General features: G+C 70.8%; 6 protein-coding genes, 1 tRNA gene, 1 rRNA gene and 1 pseudogene. 8 read left to right on the forward strand and 1 reads right to left on the reverse strand.

Annotation, left to right across the window (positions count from 1 at the left end; genetic code table 11):
• The 3 genes from rrf to ACFZBB_RS32725 form a co-directional block, all read left to right on the forward strand.
• Positions 1-83: ribosomal RNA gene (gene rrf / locus ACFZBB_RS32715) — 5S ribosomal RNA — on the forward strand; the annotation flags it as partial.
• 133 nt (positions 84-216) lie between these two features.
• Complete coding sequence (locus ACFZBB_RS32720) at positions 217-945, forward strand: DegT/DnrJ/EryC1/StrS family aminotransferase (RefSeq protein WP_391130336.1); 729 nt, start codon at positions 217-219, stop codon at positions 943-945.
• Between the two features lie 71 nt (positions 946-1,016).
• Positions 1,017-1,089 (forward strand) — tRNA-Thr (locus ACFZBB_RS32725).
• Positions 1,090-1,213: 124 nt separating this feature from the next.
• Here ACFZBB_RS32725 and ACFZBB_RS32730 read toward each other — a convergent pair.
• Positions 1,214-3,886 carry a SpoIIE family protein phosphatase gene (locus ACFZBB_RS32730; RefSeq protein WP_391130242.1) on the reverse strand — a complete coding sequence of 891 codons (2,673 nt, stop codon included), beginning with the start codon at positions 3,884-3,886 and terminating at the stop codon, positions 1,214-1,216.
• A gap of 325 nt (positions 3,887-4,211) precedes the next feature.
• Here ACFZBB_RS32730 and ACFZBB_RS32735 point away from each other — a divergent pair, with 325 nt between their 5' ends.
• From ACFZBB_RS32735 to rimO, 5 genes and pseudogenes are all read left to right on the forward strand, one after another.
• The gene (locus tag ACFZBB_RS32735; RefSeq protein WP_391130245.1) at positions 4,212-9,695 is read left to right on the forward strand and encodes a HAMP domain-containing protein; all 5,484 of its coding nucleotides are present in this window, start codon (positions 4,212-4,214) and stop codon (positions 9,693-9,695) included.
• Positions 9,696-9,948: 253 nt separating this feature from the next.
• Positions 9,949-10,647: a response regulator gene (locus ACFZBB_RS32740; protein WP_355338120.1), complete on the forward strand. Its 699-nt coding sequence runs from the start codon at positions 9,949-9,951 to the stop codon at positions 10,645-10,647.
• A 127-nt stretch (positions 10,648-10,774) separates the two neighbouring features.
• Positions 10,775-13,555, forward strand: coding sequence for a DNA translocase FtsK (locus ACFZBB_RS32745; RefSeq protein WP_391130247.1), 2,781 nt, complete (start codon positions 10,775-10,777; stop codon positions 13,553-13,555).
• A gap of 361 nt (positions 13,556-13,916) precedes the next feature.
• Positions 13,917-14,726, forward strand: coding sequence for a RodZ domain-containing protein (locus ACFZBB_RS32750; RefSeq protein WP_391130339.1), 810 nt, complete (start codon positions 13,917-13,919; stop codon positions 14,724-14,726).
• Positions 14,727-14,809: 83 nt separating this feature from the next.
• Positions 14,810-16,333, forward strand: a pseudogene (gene rimO, locus ACFZBB_RS32755) (30S ribosomal protein S12 methylthiotransferase RimO); the annotation flags it as partial.
• Between the last annotated feature and the right edge of the window lie 43 nt (positions 16,334-16,376).

The raw sequence follows: 16,376 nt of genomic DNA on the forward strand, positions 1-16,376 counted from the left end.
ACATTCCGAACCCGGAAGCTAAGCCTTTCAGCGCCGATGGTACTGCAGGGGGGACCCTGTGGGAGAGTAGGACACCGCCGAACAATCTTTATAAATGCCTTGGCCCCCGAGCTTCCGCTCGGGGGCCAAGGCATTTTTGTTTTCCGTTACCCTCTGTTCACGTCGCCCCGAGACTCTGGGCCTCCCGATAGGCGGAGGTGTGGAGACGTGCAGCAGATGACGACTGCCGGACGACGGCACAGGATCGCTTCGGACGCGACGGCCGCCGCGCTGCGCACGTCGCTCGAGGAGCTGGGTATCGGGACAGGGGACGAGGTCATCGTCCCGTCGTTCGGACCGGGCGCGCCGGCCGACGCCGTCCGACTCGCGGGCGCCACACCGGTGTTCGCGGACATCGACCCCCGGACGTTCTGCCTGGCCCCCGAGGCCGTCGCCGCGGGCGTCACGGCGCGGACGGCCGCGATCGTACCCGTCCACGTATTCGGGCACCCCGCGCCGATCGCGCGGCTCAACGACCTGGCGTCGCGCCGTGGTCTGGCGCTCGTGGAGCAGGGCACCGAGGGCGGTGTCGAGGAGGACGCGGGAGTGGTCGCCCGGCGGCGGGCACACGCGCGGTTCCTGGACTCGGCGCTCAAGGGCGTGGTCGTGCCGTACACCGAGCCGGGGGCGCACCACCTCTACCGGCAGTACGCGGTACGGATTCCCGGCAACGGCCGGCCGGACCGGGACGCCTTCGCCGCGGCCCTCGCGGCACGGGGCGTGCGGGCGACCGTGAGCGTGCCCGTACCGGTGCACAGGATGCCCGCGCACCGGTCGGGGGCCGTGTTGCCACAGACCGAGCTGGTGGCCGCGGACAGCCTGTCGCTGCCGGTCCACCCCGGCATCACCCAGCGGGAGTTGACGCACATCGCGGACGCCTGCAACGCGCTCGGCGGGCTGCTGTGAACCGCCGCTGAACGACCCCTGAGCGTGCTTCAAGCACCCGCGTTCATGGGATAGGATCTTCCCATCGACGCGCCCCAATAGCTCAGTCGGTAGAGCGTCTCCATGGTAAGGAGAAGGTCTACGGTTCGATTCCGTATTGGGGCTCGGCACAGAAGGCCCCCGCCGTCAGGTGGGGGCCTTCTTCATGTCGTCGCGCACCAGGACCCGCACCAGGACGCGCGCCAAGGACCGCGCGAAGAAGCCCCGTGCGAAGAAGGCGCGCCCCGCGCTACTCGGACTTCTTCGGGACCCGCATCGACAGGATCGCCATGTCGTCGGACGGCGCGTCAGAGGCGAAGCGCTCCACGGCCCGTTGGATACGGGCGGCCACGGCCCCCGCGGTCAGGCCCGTACAGGTGGACAGGACGTCGGCGAGGCCGTCGTCGCCGAGCATGCGGGTGCCCTCGCGGCGCTCGGTGACGCCGTCGGTGACGCAGAGCAGGACGTCGCCGGGGTCGAGGGAGACGGTCTGCTCGTACAGTTCGAGGTCGTCCATCACGCCGAGCAGCGGCTGCGGGTCGGCGGCGGGTTCGACGGTGCCGTCGGGGCGCAGGCGCAGCGGGAGCGGGTGGCCTGCGCAGACCATGCGCAGGACGGCGCTGCCGTCGTGCTGGGGCCACAACTCGCCGTACAGGAGCGTGAGGAAGCGGCTGCGGGCGCCCTCGTCGAGGATGGCGGCGTTGAGGCGTTCGAGGACGGCGGGGCCGCCGAAGCCCTCGCGGGCCAGCAGGCGCAGCGCGTGCCGGGCGAGGCCGGTGACGGCGGCGGCTTCCGGGCCCGTACCGCAGACGTCGCCGATGGCGAAGCCCCAGCAGCCGTCGCGGATCGGGAAGAGGTCGTAGAAGTCGCCGCCGACCTCGTTGCCCTCGCCCGCGGCGCGGTAGACGACCTCGACCTCGACGCCGGGGATGTGCGGCAGCTCCGGCGGCAGGAGGCTGCGCTGGAGGGCCTGGCTGATGGCGGTGCGCTCGCTGTAGAGGCGGGCGTTGTCCAGGGCGAGGGCCGCTCGGCGGGAGAGGTCTTCGGCGAGTTCGAGGATCTCCTGGCGGAAGCGTTCGTCGGCGGGCTTGCCGAGGGTGAGCATGCCGATGACCCGGTTGCGGGCGACCAGCGGCAGGACGACCGTTTCGCCGCCGACGGCCGCCGCGGTGGCGAGCGCGACACCGGGGGCGCTCGGCGCGCGCCCGCCCTTGCCCGAGGTGGGCGTGGCGGCGTTCGGCGCGGACGAGGAGGGCGCGGAGCGCGCGCCGACCCCGAGGCTGCGCAGAGAGGCCCGCAGGGCGCTGGAGTGGGCCGCGTCGGAGGGCGCGGTCCACATGCGGGCGCCGGGTGTCGGGTCGGGCTCCGGAGGCCGTACCTGGGACAGCAGCGCCTTGATGCCGTCGATGCGGTCCTCGTCCTCGTGCAGGACGAAGGCCAGCTCCGGTTCCGACTGCTCGGCGATCGTGTAGACCGCGCACCAGCTCGCCAGCGTCGGAACCGTCATCTGGGCCATGAGGGCCAGCGTCTGGTCGCGTTCCAGCGTGCCCGCGAGCAGGTCGGACGCTTCGACGAGGAAGGACAGCGAGCCGCGGCGCAGCCGTTCCAGCTCGGTGAGCCGGGCGCTCTCCACGGCGAGCGCGATCCGGTCGGCGGCGAATTGCAGCCGTAGCGCTTCCTGGTTGTTGTAGCGGCCGGGGGCCTCGGCGGCGACGCCCAGCGACCCGGTCAGGCGGCCCTCGACCTTGAGCGGCACGGTGACCACCGAGCGCATGCCGGTGCCCGACAGCAGCGGTACGGCGCCGGGGACCGCGGTGAGGTCCTCGTGGACGGCCGGCATACGGGCGCTGCCGTAGCGTCCGGTGCCCGCTTCGACGGGGACGCGGGCGAAGCGCTGGCGGGCGGACGGCAGGCCGGTGGAGGCCCGTACTTCCAGCTCGGTCTCGTCGTCGGTGGCGAGCAGCAGGTAGGCGGCGTCGCCGTCGAGCATGTCGCGGGCGCGTTCGACGGTGCGCTGGAGGAGGCTGTCGAGGTCGTCGGGGGCGGGGGAGCCGATGAAGACCTCGAAGGCGTCCGTGGTCTTGCCGCGCTGGCCGAGGCCGGATTCCGCGCTGCCGGAGCCGCGGGACGGCGTCTGGAGCACGGCGCGCTCCTCGGCGCGCACCAGCAGGATGACGGTGGAGGGCTCGCCCTCGCTGTCGCGGACCCGCAGGTGGGAGCCGTACACGGGCAGGACGCGGCCGTCGGCATCGCGCAGGCCGTAGGTGCCTTCCCAGCGGGAGTGCAGCAGGGCCTCGGCGAGGCCGATGCCGGTGCCGGGGGTCTGCGGCCAGGCGGTGAGGTCGGCGAGCGGTTTGCCGACGACGTCGGCGGCGGGGTGGCCGAAGAGCTCGGCCGCGTCGTCGTTCCAGCGCGTGATCGAGGCCATGCGGTCGACCTGGACGACGGCGACGCGCACGCTCTCGTCGGTGAGCGGGAGGTCGGCGGCGGGCAGGACGGGTCCCGCGGAGCGGGTGCCCGCGGGGCGCTCGGGCAGGTCGAGCTGGAACCAGACGTGCTTGCCCGCGCCGGTGTACTCCACGCCCCAGCGGCTGGCCAGGGCGGCGCACAGCAGCAGACCGCGCCCGCCCTCGTTGTCGGGGTCGCGGAACTGGCGGCCTCTGCCCTGGATGGGGATCTCGCGGTCGGGGTAGTGGTCGGCGACCTCGACGCGTACGGCCGTCTCGTACCGCAGGCACTGCACGTCGGCGGCGGTGCCCGCGTGCACGACGGCGTTGGTCACCAGTTCGCTGGTGAGCACCACCGCGTCGTCCACGACGTCGGCGAAGCCCCAGCCGTGCAGGGTGTCGCGTACGAAGGCACGCGCGACGGCGACCGACCGCCCCACCGGTTCGAAGCTGGCCGCAGCGCGCGCCGTGATCACCGGTCTCCTCGTTGCTCGTCCGTGGGCGGGTCCGCTGACCGGTCCCGCCGCCCGTGCCGCCGCCGTCCTGCCCGGTCCTCGTCGGCGGCCCCCTGAGGTGTACGCCTGGCAAGGTGCGGCGCCGCCAACACAAGTGCCAGGTTACTTACCCACGCGGACACCGCGTGCGCCGGTTGCGGGTGTTTCCACCCCGAACGTGCCACGGGTTATACGCGTTGCTGCCGAACTGTTATGGCCGGGTGGGGCCATGGTGAAACACTGGGCATGCTCTCAAGGCAGCAATCTTGCACTTTTGCAGGTCGGTCGACCCTCCAGGAGGGACACGGTGGAGTCTGGCGCATCGGCGCGGGGCACGAGCACGCGCACGAAGAACGGGCGATCCCGCGCCAGTGGGACCGTAGAGGTCGATTCGGCCGCGCTGGTCAAGCTCCTCGGAGCGCTGGCCGCGATGCGGGACGGGAACTTCCGCAAGCGGCTGACGGTGTCGGGTGACGGCGTGATGGCGGAGATCTCCGCCGTCTTCAACGAGGTCGCGGACCGTAACCAGCACCTTACCGGTGAGCTGGCCCGGGTCCGGCGGGTCGTCGGCCGGGAGGGAAAACTCACAGAGCGGCTGGAGACCGGTGCCTGCGAGGGCGCCTGGGCCGCCGCGATCGAGGCGTCCAACGCGCTGGTGGACGATCTCGTACGGCCGGTGTCGGAGGTCGGGCGGGTGCTGTCGGCGGTGGCCGAGGGCGACCTGGAACAGCGGATGGACCTGCGGTCGCAGAACGCGGACGGGTCGGCGCACCCGCTGCGCGGCGAATTCCTCAAGGTCGGCCGGACGGTCAACGGGCTGGTGGACCAGCTCTCCGCGTTCACCGACGAGGTGACACGGGTGGCCAGCGAGGTCGGTACCGAGGGCAAGCTGGGCGGGCAGGCGAAGGTCCGGGGCATGGCGGGGTCCTGGAAGGACCTCACGGACTCGGTCAACACCATGGCGTACCGGCTGACCGCGCAGGTCAGGGACATCGCGCTGGTGACGCAGGCGGTCCTGAAGGGCGATCTGTCCCGCAAGGTCACGGTGCACGTGGCCGGCGAGATGCTGGAGCTGAAGAACACCGTCAACACGATGGTGGACCAGCTCTCCTCGTTCTCCTCCGAGGTGACCCGGGTGGCCCGCGAGGTGGGCACCGAGGGCGAGCTGGGCGGCCAGGCCCAGGTGCCGGGCATGGCCGGTGTGTGGAAGGACCTCACGGACTCCGTGAACCTGATGGCCGGGAATCTGACGGCCCAGGTGCGGGACATCGCGCAGGTGACGACGGCGGTCGCCAACGGCGACCTGTCGCAGAAGATCACCATCGGCGCGCGCGGCGAGGTCGCGCAGCTCGCCGAGACGATCAACGCGATGACCGAGACGCTGCGGACGTTCGCCGACGAGGTGACGCGGGTCGCCGGTGAGGTCGGCGCCGAGGGTCTGCTGGGAGGGCAGGCGCAGGTGCCGGGCGCGGCGGGTACGTGGAAGGACCTCACCGACTCGGTGAACACCGCCTTCCGCAACCTGACCGGCCAGGTGCGCGACATCGCGCAGGTGACCACGGCGGTCGCCAACGGCGACCTGTCCCAGAAGGTCACGGTGGACGTCTCCGGCGAGATGCTGGAGCTGAAGAACACTGTCAATACGATGGTCGACCAGCTCTCCGCGTTCGGCGCGGAGGTCACGCGGGTGGCCCGCGAGGTCGGCGTCGAAGGTGTGCTGGGCGGTCAGGCGCAGGTGCCGGGCGCGGCGGGTACGTGGAAGGACCTCACGGACTCCGTGAACACGGCCTTCCGCAACCTGACGGGCCAGGTCCGTAACATCGCGCAGGTCACGACGGCGGTCGCCAACGGCGATCTGACGCAGAAGGTCACGGTGGACGTCTCCGGCGAGATGCTGGAGCTCAAGAACACCGTGAACCGGATGGTCGACCAGCTCGGTTCCTTCGCCGCCCAGGTGACGCGGATGGCGCGTGACGTGGGTACGGAGGGCCGGCTTGGCGGTCAGGCGCGGGTGGACGGTGTGGCCGGCACCTGGAAGGACCTGACGGACTCCGTCAACTTCATGGCCGGCAATCTGACGTCCCAGGTGCGGCAGATCGCGCAGGTCACGACGGCTGTGGCGCGCGGTGACCTGTCGCAGAAGATCGACGTGGACGCGCGCGGGGAGATCCTGGAGCTCAAGAACACCATCAACACGATGGTCGACCAGCTCTCGTCGTTCGCCGAGCAGGTGACCCGCGTGGCCCGTGACGTGGGCACGGAAGGGCGGCTCGGCGGTCAGGCGCAGGTGCCAGGCGTCGCCGGTGTGTGGCGCGACCTGACCGACTCCGTGAACGGCATGGCGGGGAATCTGACGGCCCAGGTCCGCAACATCGCCGAGGTCGCCACCGCTGTGGCGCGCGGTGACCTGTCGCAGAAGATCGACGTGGACGCCCGGGGCGAGATCCTGGAGCTGAAGAACACCCTGAACACGATGGTCGACCAGCTCTCCGCGTTCGGCGCGGAGGTGACCCGGGTGGCCCGCGAGGTGGGCACCGAGGGCATCCTGGGCGGGCAGGCCGAGGTGCAGGGCGTCAGCGGCACCTGGAAGGACCTGACGCAGTCCGTCAACTTCATGGCGAACAACCTGACCAGTCAGGTCCGCAACATCGCCGATGTCACCAACGCGGTGGCGCAGGGCGACCTGTCCCGGAAGATCACCGTCGACGCCAAGGGCGAGATCCTGGCGCTGGTGACGACCGTGAACCAGATGGTGGACACGCTGTCCGCGTTCGGTGACGAGGTCACGCGCGTGGCCCGCGAGGTCGGTACGGAGGGCCAGCTCGGCGGCCAGGCGCGGGTCCGTGACGCGTCGGGCATCTGGAAGGACCTCACCGACAACGTCAACCTGATGGCCAACAATCTGACCAGCCAGGTGCGTTCGATCTCGTCGGTCGCCACGGCCGTGGCCAACGGCGACCTGACGAAGAAGATCACCGTCGAGGCGCGCGGCGAGGTCGCGCAGCTCGCCGAGACCATCAACACGATGGTGGACACGCTGTCGGCCTTCGGTGACGAGGTCACGCGCGTGGCCCGCGAGGTGGGCACCGAGGGCATCCTCGGCGGCCAGGCGCGGGTGCCGGGCGTGGCGGGCACCTGGAAGGACCTCACCGAGTCGGTGAACGGCATGGCGTCCAACCTGACCGGTCAGGTGCGGCAGATCGCGCAGGTGACCACGGCGGTCGCCCGCGGTGACCTGTCCAAGAAGATCGACGTGGACGCGCGCGGCGAGATCCTGGAGCTGAAGACGACCATCAACACGATGGTCGGGCAGCTCTCCGCCTTCGGTGACGAGGTGACACGCGTCGCCCGCGAGGTGGGTACGGAAGGACGCCTGGGCGGTCAGGCGCGGGTGCCCGACGTCTCGGGCATCTGGAAGGACCTCACCGAGTCCGTGAACCTGATGGCCAACAACCTGACCAGCCAGGTCCGCAACATCGCGCAGGTCGCGACCGCGGTGACCCGCGGCGATCTCAATCTGCGGATCGACGTGGACGCGGCGGGCGAGATCCTGGAGCTCCAGGACTACATCAACACGATGATCGTCCGTCTGCGCGAGACCACGCTCGCCAACAAGGAGCAGGACTGGCTCAAGGGCAACCTGGCGCGGATCTCCGGCCTGATGCAGGGCCGCCGCGACCTCGGCGACGTGGCCGCGCTCATCATGAGCGAGCTGACCCCGGTCGTCTCCGCACAGCACGGCGCCTTCTTCCTCGCCGAGGACACCCGGGAGGTCGGCGAGGAGTACGAGCTGCGGCTGATCGGCGCATACGGCTTCTCCAAGCGGACGATGTCGTCGGTGTTCCTGCCGGGGGAGGGGCTGATCGGCCAGGCCGCGGTGGAGAAGCGTTCCATCCTGATCGAGAACGTGCCGCCGGGTTATCTGAAGATCACCTCGGGACTCGGCGAGGCACCTCCGTCGCACGTCATCGTGTTGCCGGTGCTCTTCGAGGGCCGGGTGCTCGGCGTGATCGAACTGGCCGCCTTCCAGCCGTTCACCCAGATCCAGAAGGACTTCCTCAACCAGATCACCGACATCATCGCGATCAGCGTCAACACCATCTCGGTCAACACCAAGACCGAGGGCCTGCTCAAGCAGTCCCAGGAGCTGACCGAACAGCTCCAGGAACGCTCGGCGGAGCTGGAGAACCGGCAGGCCGCCCTGGAGATGTCCAACGGCGAGCTGGAGGAGAAGGCCGAACTGCTGGCCCGGCAGAACCGCGACATCGAGGTGAAGAACACCGAGATCGAAGAGGCCCGCCAAGTGCTGGAGGAGCGCGCGGAACAGCTCGCGGTCTCGATGCGCTACAAGTCGGAATTCCTCGCCAACATGTCGCACGAGCTGCGCACCCCGCTCAACTCGCTGCTCATCCTGGCGAAGCTGCTCGCCGACAACGCGGACGGCAACCTCTCGCCCAAGCAGGTCGAGTTCGCCGAGACCATCCACGGCGCCGGTTCCGACCTGCTCCAGCTCATCAACGACATCCTGGACCTGTCCAAGGTCGAGGCCGGCAAGATGGACGTCTCGCCGACCCGTATCGCCCTGGTGCAGCTCGTGGACTACGTGGAGGCCACCTTCCGTCCGCTGACCGCGGAGAAGGGCCTGGACTTCTCCGTCCGGGTCTCGCCTGAACTGCCGGTCACGCTGCACACCGACGAGCAGCGGCTGCTCCAGGTGCTGCGCAATCTGCTGTCGAACGCGGTGAAGTTCACCGACAGCGGCTCCGTCGAGCTGGTGATCAGGCCCGCGGGCACCGATGTGCCGCAGTCGATCAAGGAGCAGTTGCTGGAAGCGGGCACGATGCGCGAGCCCGACCAGCCGCTGATCGCGTTCTCCGTGACCGATACGGGCATCGGCATCGCGGCCAGCAAGATGCGGGTGATCTTCGAGGCGTTCAAGCAGGCCGACGGCACCACCAGCCGCAAGTACGGCGGTACGGGCCTTGGTCTGTCCATCAGCCGCGAGATCGCCCGGCTGCTCGGCGGCGAGATCCACGCCGACAGCCAGCCGGGACGCGGCTCGACCTTCACGCTGTATCTGCCGCTGTCCCTGGGCGACTTCCCGCAGGCGCTGCCGCAACTGCCCGCGGGCGGCCACGGCGGCGACTTCGAGCAGGGCTCGGCCGGCGACCGGGCGCGTCCCGGCAGCAGCCTGGCCCGGCTGCGCCGCCGTTCCGCCCAGCCCCCGCAACTGCCCGAAGGCGGCGGCCAGTCCAACGGCTCGGCGCCCTCGAACGGGTCGGGTCCGCGCGGCGGGTCCGCGAACGGCTCGGCCAACGGCTCCGCGCAGTCGCGGGGTCAGGGCGGAGCGGGCACCGAGGACACCTGGTCCGACGAGGGGCGCCCCGACGCGTACACCGGCTTCTCCGGCGGCTTCAGCGGCGAGAAGGTGCTGATCGTGGACGACGACATCCGCAATGTCTTCGCCCTCACCAGCGTCCTCGAACAGCACGGCCTGACCGTGCTGTACGCCGAGAACGGCCGCGAGGGCATCGAGGTCCTGGAGCAGCACGACGACGTCGCCGTGGTGCTGATGGACATCATGATGCCGGAGATGGACGGCTACGCGACGACCACGGCGATCCGCAAGATGCCGCAGTTCGCCGGGCTGCCGATCATCGCGCTCACCGCGAAGGCGATGAAGGGCGACCGGGAGAAGAGCATCGAGTCCGGGGCGTCCGACTACGTGACCAAGCCGGTCGACACCGACCATCTGCTCACCTTGATGGAGGAGTGGATGCACGCCCGGTGACGGCGGAGCGCGGGCCCGGCGACGCCATGGGCCCGCGCTCGGGATCATGCGCCCGATGAGGTGTGAGGGTGCCGATTAAGGGGAACCTTCTGGTCTCCGCCTACGTTTGCGGTACGTGTTGAGTGACCTGGCGGTGACAGGGTGTGGCGAACGGCGGGGTGCGGCTACCATGACCGGCACAAGGACGGGCGGCATGACGGAGTCGTCCCCGGGGGCGGCGACCGGTGTAGTGCCGGGGCGAGGAGGGCGGGCCATGGTGCAGAAGGCCAAGATCCTCCTGGTCGATGACCGGCCGGAGAATCTGCTGGCGCTTGAGGCGATCCTCTCTGCGCTCGATCAGACGCTGGTACGGGCATCGTCCGGGGAGGAAGCGCTGAAAGCGCTGCTCACCGATGATTTCGCGGTGATCCTGCTCGATGTCCAGATGCCGGGCATGGACGGGTTCGAGACTGCGGCGCACATCAAACGGCGGGAGCGGACCCGGGACATCCCGATCATCTTCCTCACGGCCATCAACCACGGCCCGCACCACACCTTCCGGGGGTACGCGGCGGGCGCGGTCGACTACATCTCCAAGCCGTTCGACCCGTGGGTGCTGCGCGCCAAGGTGTCGGTCTTCGTCGACCTCTACACCAAGAACTGCCAGCTCCGGGAGCAGGCGGCGCTGCTGCGGCTCCAGTTGGAACAGGGCGTGCCGTCCGCCGCGGGCACCAACGGCAGGGGACGTGGCGCGGGCGAACCCGCGGGGCTGCTCGCCGAACTGTCCGCACGGCTGGCCGCCGTCGAGGAGCAGGCCGAGGCGCTCACCAAGCAGCTCGACGAGTCCGCGGACGCCGCGGCCGTCGCCACCGCCGCTCACCTGGAGCGCAAGCTGACCGGCCTGCGCCGCGCCCTGGACGCGCTCGAACCGGGCACCGGCAACGGCGTCGTCAAGCTGCCGAATCAGGAGTGAGTCGTACGGGGAGGGCCGCGCGCCGCTTTTGACGCCGCGTCAGTCCCCGGCCCCGGCCGGACGACACGAACGGGCGTACTCTCAGGCACGCGTGTCACCCGATCACAAGGGCGGTAACCTCGGCACCATGGCCTCACGTACGTCCGGCACCGCCAAAAAAGCCCCGGCGAAGCCTGCGGCCAAGAAGACCGCGGCGAAGAAGCCCGCCGCCGCGAAAAGCGCCGCGGGGAGACCGCCCGCCAAGAAGGCAGCGGCGGCCAGACCCGCGCCCCGGCCCGCACCGTCGCCGACCAGCGGCCTCTACCGCATGGCGCGCGCCGTGTGGCTCGGCCTGGCGCACACCGTGGGCGCCGTCTTCCGCGGCATAGGGCGCGGCGCGCGCGGCCTGGACCCCGCGCACCGCAAGGACGGCCTGGCGCTGCTCCTGCTCGGCCTGACCCTGGTGGTCGCCGCGGGCACCTGGTCCAACCTCCAGGGCCCGGTCGGCAACCTCGTCGAGGTCCTTATCACCGGGGCCTTCGGCCGCCTCGACCTGCTCGTGCCCTTCCTGCTCGGCGCGGTCGCCGTACGCCTGATGCGCCACCCGGAACAGCCGGAGGCCAACGGCCGGATCGTGATCGGCCTGTCCGCCCTCGTCATCGGCGCGCTCGGCCTGGTCCACCTGGCCTGCGGCGCCCCCGACCGCGGCGAGGGCGCGACCGCGATGCGCGACGCGGGTGGCCTGCTCGGCTGGGCCGCCGCCTCCCCGCTCGTCTACACCGTCGGCTCGGTGCTCGCCGTCCCGCTGCTCCTGCTCTTCACCGGCTTCGGCCTGCTCGTGGTCACCGCCACCCCGGTGAACGCGATCCCGCAGCGGCTGCGCCAGGCCGCCACCCGGCTCGGCCTGTACGAGGCGCCCGCGGACCCCGAGGCGGTCCCGCTGGAGGACTTCTTCGAGGACGAGGACGATCCCCGCACCGCCGACACCACCGACGAGTCGCCCGTACGGCTGCTGCCTATCCGCTTCGGCAAATCGGCCGCGGAGCCCTACGACGTCGACAGCGACACCGACCCCGACGAGCGCTCCGCCGTCGCGTCCGCGGCCGGGGGCGACCCGGGCGCCGACGAGCCCAAGCCGCGCCGCCGCCCCAGGCGCCGCTCCGAGGCGCTGCCCGGCGACCGGGACGAGGACGGCAGGGACGCGGTGGACGTGGCCGCCGCTGCCGCCGCCGCGCTGGACGGCGCGGTGCTGCACGGTGTGCAGCCCTCCCCGCTGGTCGCCGACCTCACCAGCCGGATCAGGAAGCCGGTGCCGGCCGCGCGCGCCGAGGACACCCCGGAGAATTCGAGCGGTGCCTCAGTGGAGTCGGGCGGCGTCCCCGACCTCACCAAGAAGTCGCCCGAGACCACGGGACCGCCGCTGCCGCCCCGCGCGGAACAGCTCCAGCTCTCCGGTGACATCACCTACGCGCTGCCCTCCCTGGACCTGCTGGAGCGCGGCGGCCCCGGCCGTACCCGCAGCGCCGCCAACGACGCGGTGGTCGCGGCGCTCGGCCAGGTCTTCAAGGAGTTCAAGGTCGACGCGGTCGTCACCGGCTTCACCCGCGGCCCGACGGTCACCCGCTACGAGGTGGAGCTGGGCCCCGCGGTCAAGGTCGAGCGGATCACCGCGCTCGCCAAGAACATCGCCTACTCGGTCGCCAGCCCCGACATCCGGATCATCAGCCCGATCCCCGGCAAGTCCGCGGTCGGCATCGAGATCCCCAACAGCGACCGCGAGATGGTCAACCTCGGCGACGTGCTGCGCTCCGCGGAGGCCGCGGGCGAGGACCACCCGATGACCGTCGCGCTCGGCAAGGACGTCGAGGGCGGCTACGTGATGGCCAACCTCGCCAAGATGCCGCACGTCCTGGTCGCGGGCGCCACCGGCTCCGGCAAGTCCTCCTGCATCAACTGTCTGATCACCTCGGTGATGGCCCGCGCCACCCCCGACGAGGTCCGGATGGTGCTGGTCGACCCCAAGCGCGTCGAGCTGACCGCGTACGAGGGCATCCCGCACCTGATCACCCCGATCATCACCAACCCCAAGCGGGCCGCGGAAGCCCTCCAGTGGGTGGTGCGCGAGATGGACCTGCGCTACGACGACCTCGCCGCGTACGGCTTCCGGCACATCGACGACTTCAACGCCGCCGTGCGGTCGGGCAAGGCCAAGACGCCCGAGGGCAGCGAGCGCGAGCTGACGCCGTATCCGTATCTGCTGGTGATCGTGGACGAGCTGGCCGACCTCATGATGGTCGCGCCGCGCGACGTGGAGGACTCCATCGTCCGCATCACACAGCTCGCGCGCGCCGCGGGCATCCACCTGGTGCTGGCCACCCAGCGGCCCAGCGTCGATGTCGTGACAGGTCTGATCAAGGCCAATGTGCCCTCCCGGCTCGCCTTCGCGACGTCCTCTCTCGCCGACAGCCGCGTCATCCTGGACCAGCCCGGCGCGGAGAAGCTGATCGGCAAGGGCGACGGGCTCTTCCTGCCGATGGGCGCGAACAAGCCGATTCGTATGCAGGGCGCCTTCGTCACCGAGGACGAGGTCGCCAAGGTCGTCGACCACTGCAAGGCGCAGCTCACGCCCAGCTACCGCTCCGACGTCACGGTCGGCAGCGGCCCGAAGAAGGAGATCGACGAGGAGATCGGCGACGACCTGGACCTGCTGTGCCAGGCCGCTGAGCTGGTGGTTTCCACCCAGTTCGGCTCCACGTCGATGCTCCAGCGCAAGCTGCGGGTCGGTTTCGCCAAGGCGGGCAGGCTGATGGACCTGATGGAGTCGCGCGGCATCGTCGGCCCCAGCGAGGGCTCCAAGGCACGCGACGTGATGGTGAAGGCCGACGAGCTGGACGACGTCCTCGCCGAGATCCGCGGCGGGGGAGCGTAGGAGCGGGCGGTCCGGAGCCGGGGATCGGCCGGTCGAGCGCGGGAACGGCCGGTCCTGTACGTACCGGGGGCCCGGACGGCCCACGCAAATGCGTAAGTCACGGGACTCGGGGAATGTGTTGGGGCAACCGTTTCTCCTGTTCGTACGTCAAGTTGATACAGGGGGGCTCGTATCGATGTACACGAGCGAACCTGTCGGCTTCCGACGACGATCCTGACCGCGATCCCGATGGCAACCCCGACTGCGATCCCGATGGCAATCCGGATGGCGGACAAAAAGTGATCGTCCGGTTGCCGCCGCGTTTCGTACCCCCCCTAGACTGAACTTCCAGCAGGTGGCTGCACCCTCGAAAGGCGCCCTCGTGTCCGTCGGCAACTCGCCCTCCGAAGACCGGCCTTCGGTCGGTCACGCCCTCGCCCAGGCCCGTATCGCGGCGGGGCTCTCCATCGACGAGGTCAGCATCAGCACGCGGGTGCGCGTCCCGATCGTGCAGTCGATCGAACAGGACGACTTCTCGCGGTGCGGCGGCGACGTCTACGCCCGCGGGCATATCCGGACCCTGGCGCGTGCCGTCGGCGTCGACCCCGAACCACTGGTCGAGCAGTACGTCGCCGAGCACATCGGCGAGGAGGCGCCCGCTCCCGTCGCGCCGCTCTACGAGGCGCAGAAGATCCGTTCGGAGCCGCGCCGGGCGAACTGGACGGCGGCCATGGTCGCGGCGATCGTCGCCGTGGTGGGCTTCGTCGGCTTCACGGTCTTCACCGGCGGCAGCGGTGGCGACAAGACCGCGGCGAACTCCCCGAGCCCGTCCGCGACCACCAGCGCGCCCGCCGTCACCCAGTCGCCGCAGAGCAACGGCGCCGATCCGAAGACGGACCCGACCGACAGCGCCATCGCCGCGGCCCCGCCCGGCAAGGTCACCGTCAAGATCAGCGCCGAGAGCGGCACGAGCTGGGTCCAGGCCAGTGACGGCAACGGCAAGCAGCTCTTCCAGAAGTCGCTGAAGAAGGGCGAGTCCCAGACCTTCACCGACGACAAGAAGATCAAGCTCGTCGTCGGCAACGCGGGCGCCGTCAAGCTCTTCGTCAACGGCAAGGACCTCGGCGCCGCGGGCGCCGACGGTCAGGTGGTGCGTCTCACCTACACGCCGGGTGACCCCACGCAGGGCTGAATTGTGCTTCCCCGCCGTTCCGGCGCCACCGCGAGCACCGGTGGCGCGGGGGCGGCGGCGACGTGGCCGGGTACGCTGAGCGTATGCCCGAACCCCGTACCGTCGCTCTTGTCACGCTCGGCTGCGCCCGCAATGAGGTGGACTCCGAGGAACTCGCCGGCCGGCTGGCGGCGGACGGATGGCAGTTGGTCGACGACGCCTCCGAGGCCGATGTGGCGGTCGTGAACACCTGCGGCTTCGTCGAGGCGGCCAAGAAGGACTCGGTGGACGCTCTGCTGGAGGCCAACGACCTCAAGGGGCAGGCGCGCACCCAGGCCGTCGTCGCGGTCGGCTGCATGGCCGAGCGGTACGGCAAGGAACTGGCCGAGGCGCTGCCCGAGGCGGACGGCGTACTCGGCTTCGACGACTACGCGGACATCTCCGACCGGCTGCGGACGATCCTGGCCGGCGGCGTCCACGCGTCGCACACCCCGCGCGACCGGCGCAAGCTGCTGCCGATCAGCCCGGCCGAGCGGCAGGCGGCGAGTGTGGCGCTGCCGGGACACGCGCAGGGGCACGGGACGTCGGGCGAGGAGCCGGTCGAGGCCGCCGCGAGCGCTCTTGAGGCTTCCGAGGACTTCGCGGCCCGGGCGCCCGCCGATCTGCCCGAGGGCGTCGCGCCCGCCTCCGGCCCGCGCGCGCCGCTGCGCCGCCGCCTGGACTCGGGACCCGTCGCCTCCGTGAAGCTCGCCTCCGGCTGCGACCGGCGCTGCACCTTCTGCGCGATCCCGTCCTTCCGCGGCTCCTTCATCTCCCGCCGCCCCTCCGACGTCCTCGGCGAGACCCGCTGGCTGGCCGGAGAGGGCGTCAAGGAGGTGATGCTGGTCAGCGAGAACAACACCTCGTACGGCAAGGACCTCGGCGACATCCGCCTGCTGGAGACGCTGCTGCCGGAGCTGGCGGCGGTCGACGGCATCGAGCGGGTCCGGGTCAGCTACCTCCAGCCCGCCGAGATGCGCCCCGGCCTGATCGACGCGCTCACCGGAACTCCGGGCGTCGTCCCGTACTTCGACCTGTCCTTCCAGCACTCCGCGCCCGCCGTGCTGCGCGCCATGCGCCGCTTCGGCGACACCGACCGCTTCCTCGAACTGCTGGACACCATCCGGGCCAAGGCCCCGGAGGCGGGTGTCCGCTCGAACTTCATCGTCGGCTTCCCCGGCGAGACGGAAGCCGATCTGGCCGAGCTGGAACGGTTCCTGGGCTCCGCGCGGCTGGACGCCATCGGCGTGTTCGGCTACTCCGACGAGGACGGTACGGAGGCGGCGACCTTCGGCGACAAGCTCGACGAGGACGTGGTCGCCGCCAGGCTCGCGCGGGTCTCGCGGCTGGCCGAGGAGCTGACCGCGCAGCGCGCGCAGGAGCGGCTGGGCGCGACCGTACGGGTGCTGGTCGAGGCGGTGGACGAGGAGACCGGCGAGGTGACCGGCCGGGCCGACCACCAGGCGCCGGAGACCGACGGACAGGTCGTGCTGGCGGTGCCCGACGGCGTTCCCGCCCCGCTGCCGGGGACCTTCGTCATGGCGAAGGTGACGGCGACCGAGGGCGTGGACCTGATCGCGGAGCCGCTGGACGTCCCGGCGGTTCCGGCGAGCCCTGAGGTTCCGGCGGTTT

The organism is Streptomyces sp. NPDC008139 (assembly GCF_042957025.1).
GTDB lineage: Bacteria > Actinomycetota > Actinomycetes > Streptomycetales > Streptomycetaceae > Actinacidiphila.

Bases quoted from the DNA above. Each gene is read 5' to 3' on its own strand.
- ACFZBB_RS32720 (WP_391130336.1), top strand. From the start codon at position 217: ATGACGACTGCCGGACGACGGCACAGGATCGCTTCGGACGCGACGGCC.
- ACFZBB_RS32740 (WP_355338120.1), top strand. From the start codon at position 9,949: ATGGTGCAGAAGGCCAAGATCCTCCTGGTCGATGACCGGCCGGAGAAT.
- ACFZBB_RS32745 (WP_391130247.1), top strand. From the start codon at position 10,775: ATGGCCTCACGTACGTCCGGCACCGCCAAAAAAGCCCCGGCGAAGCCT.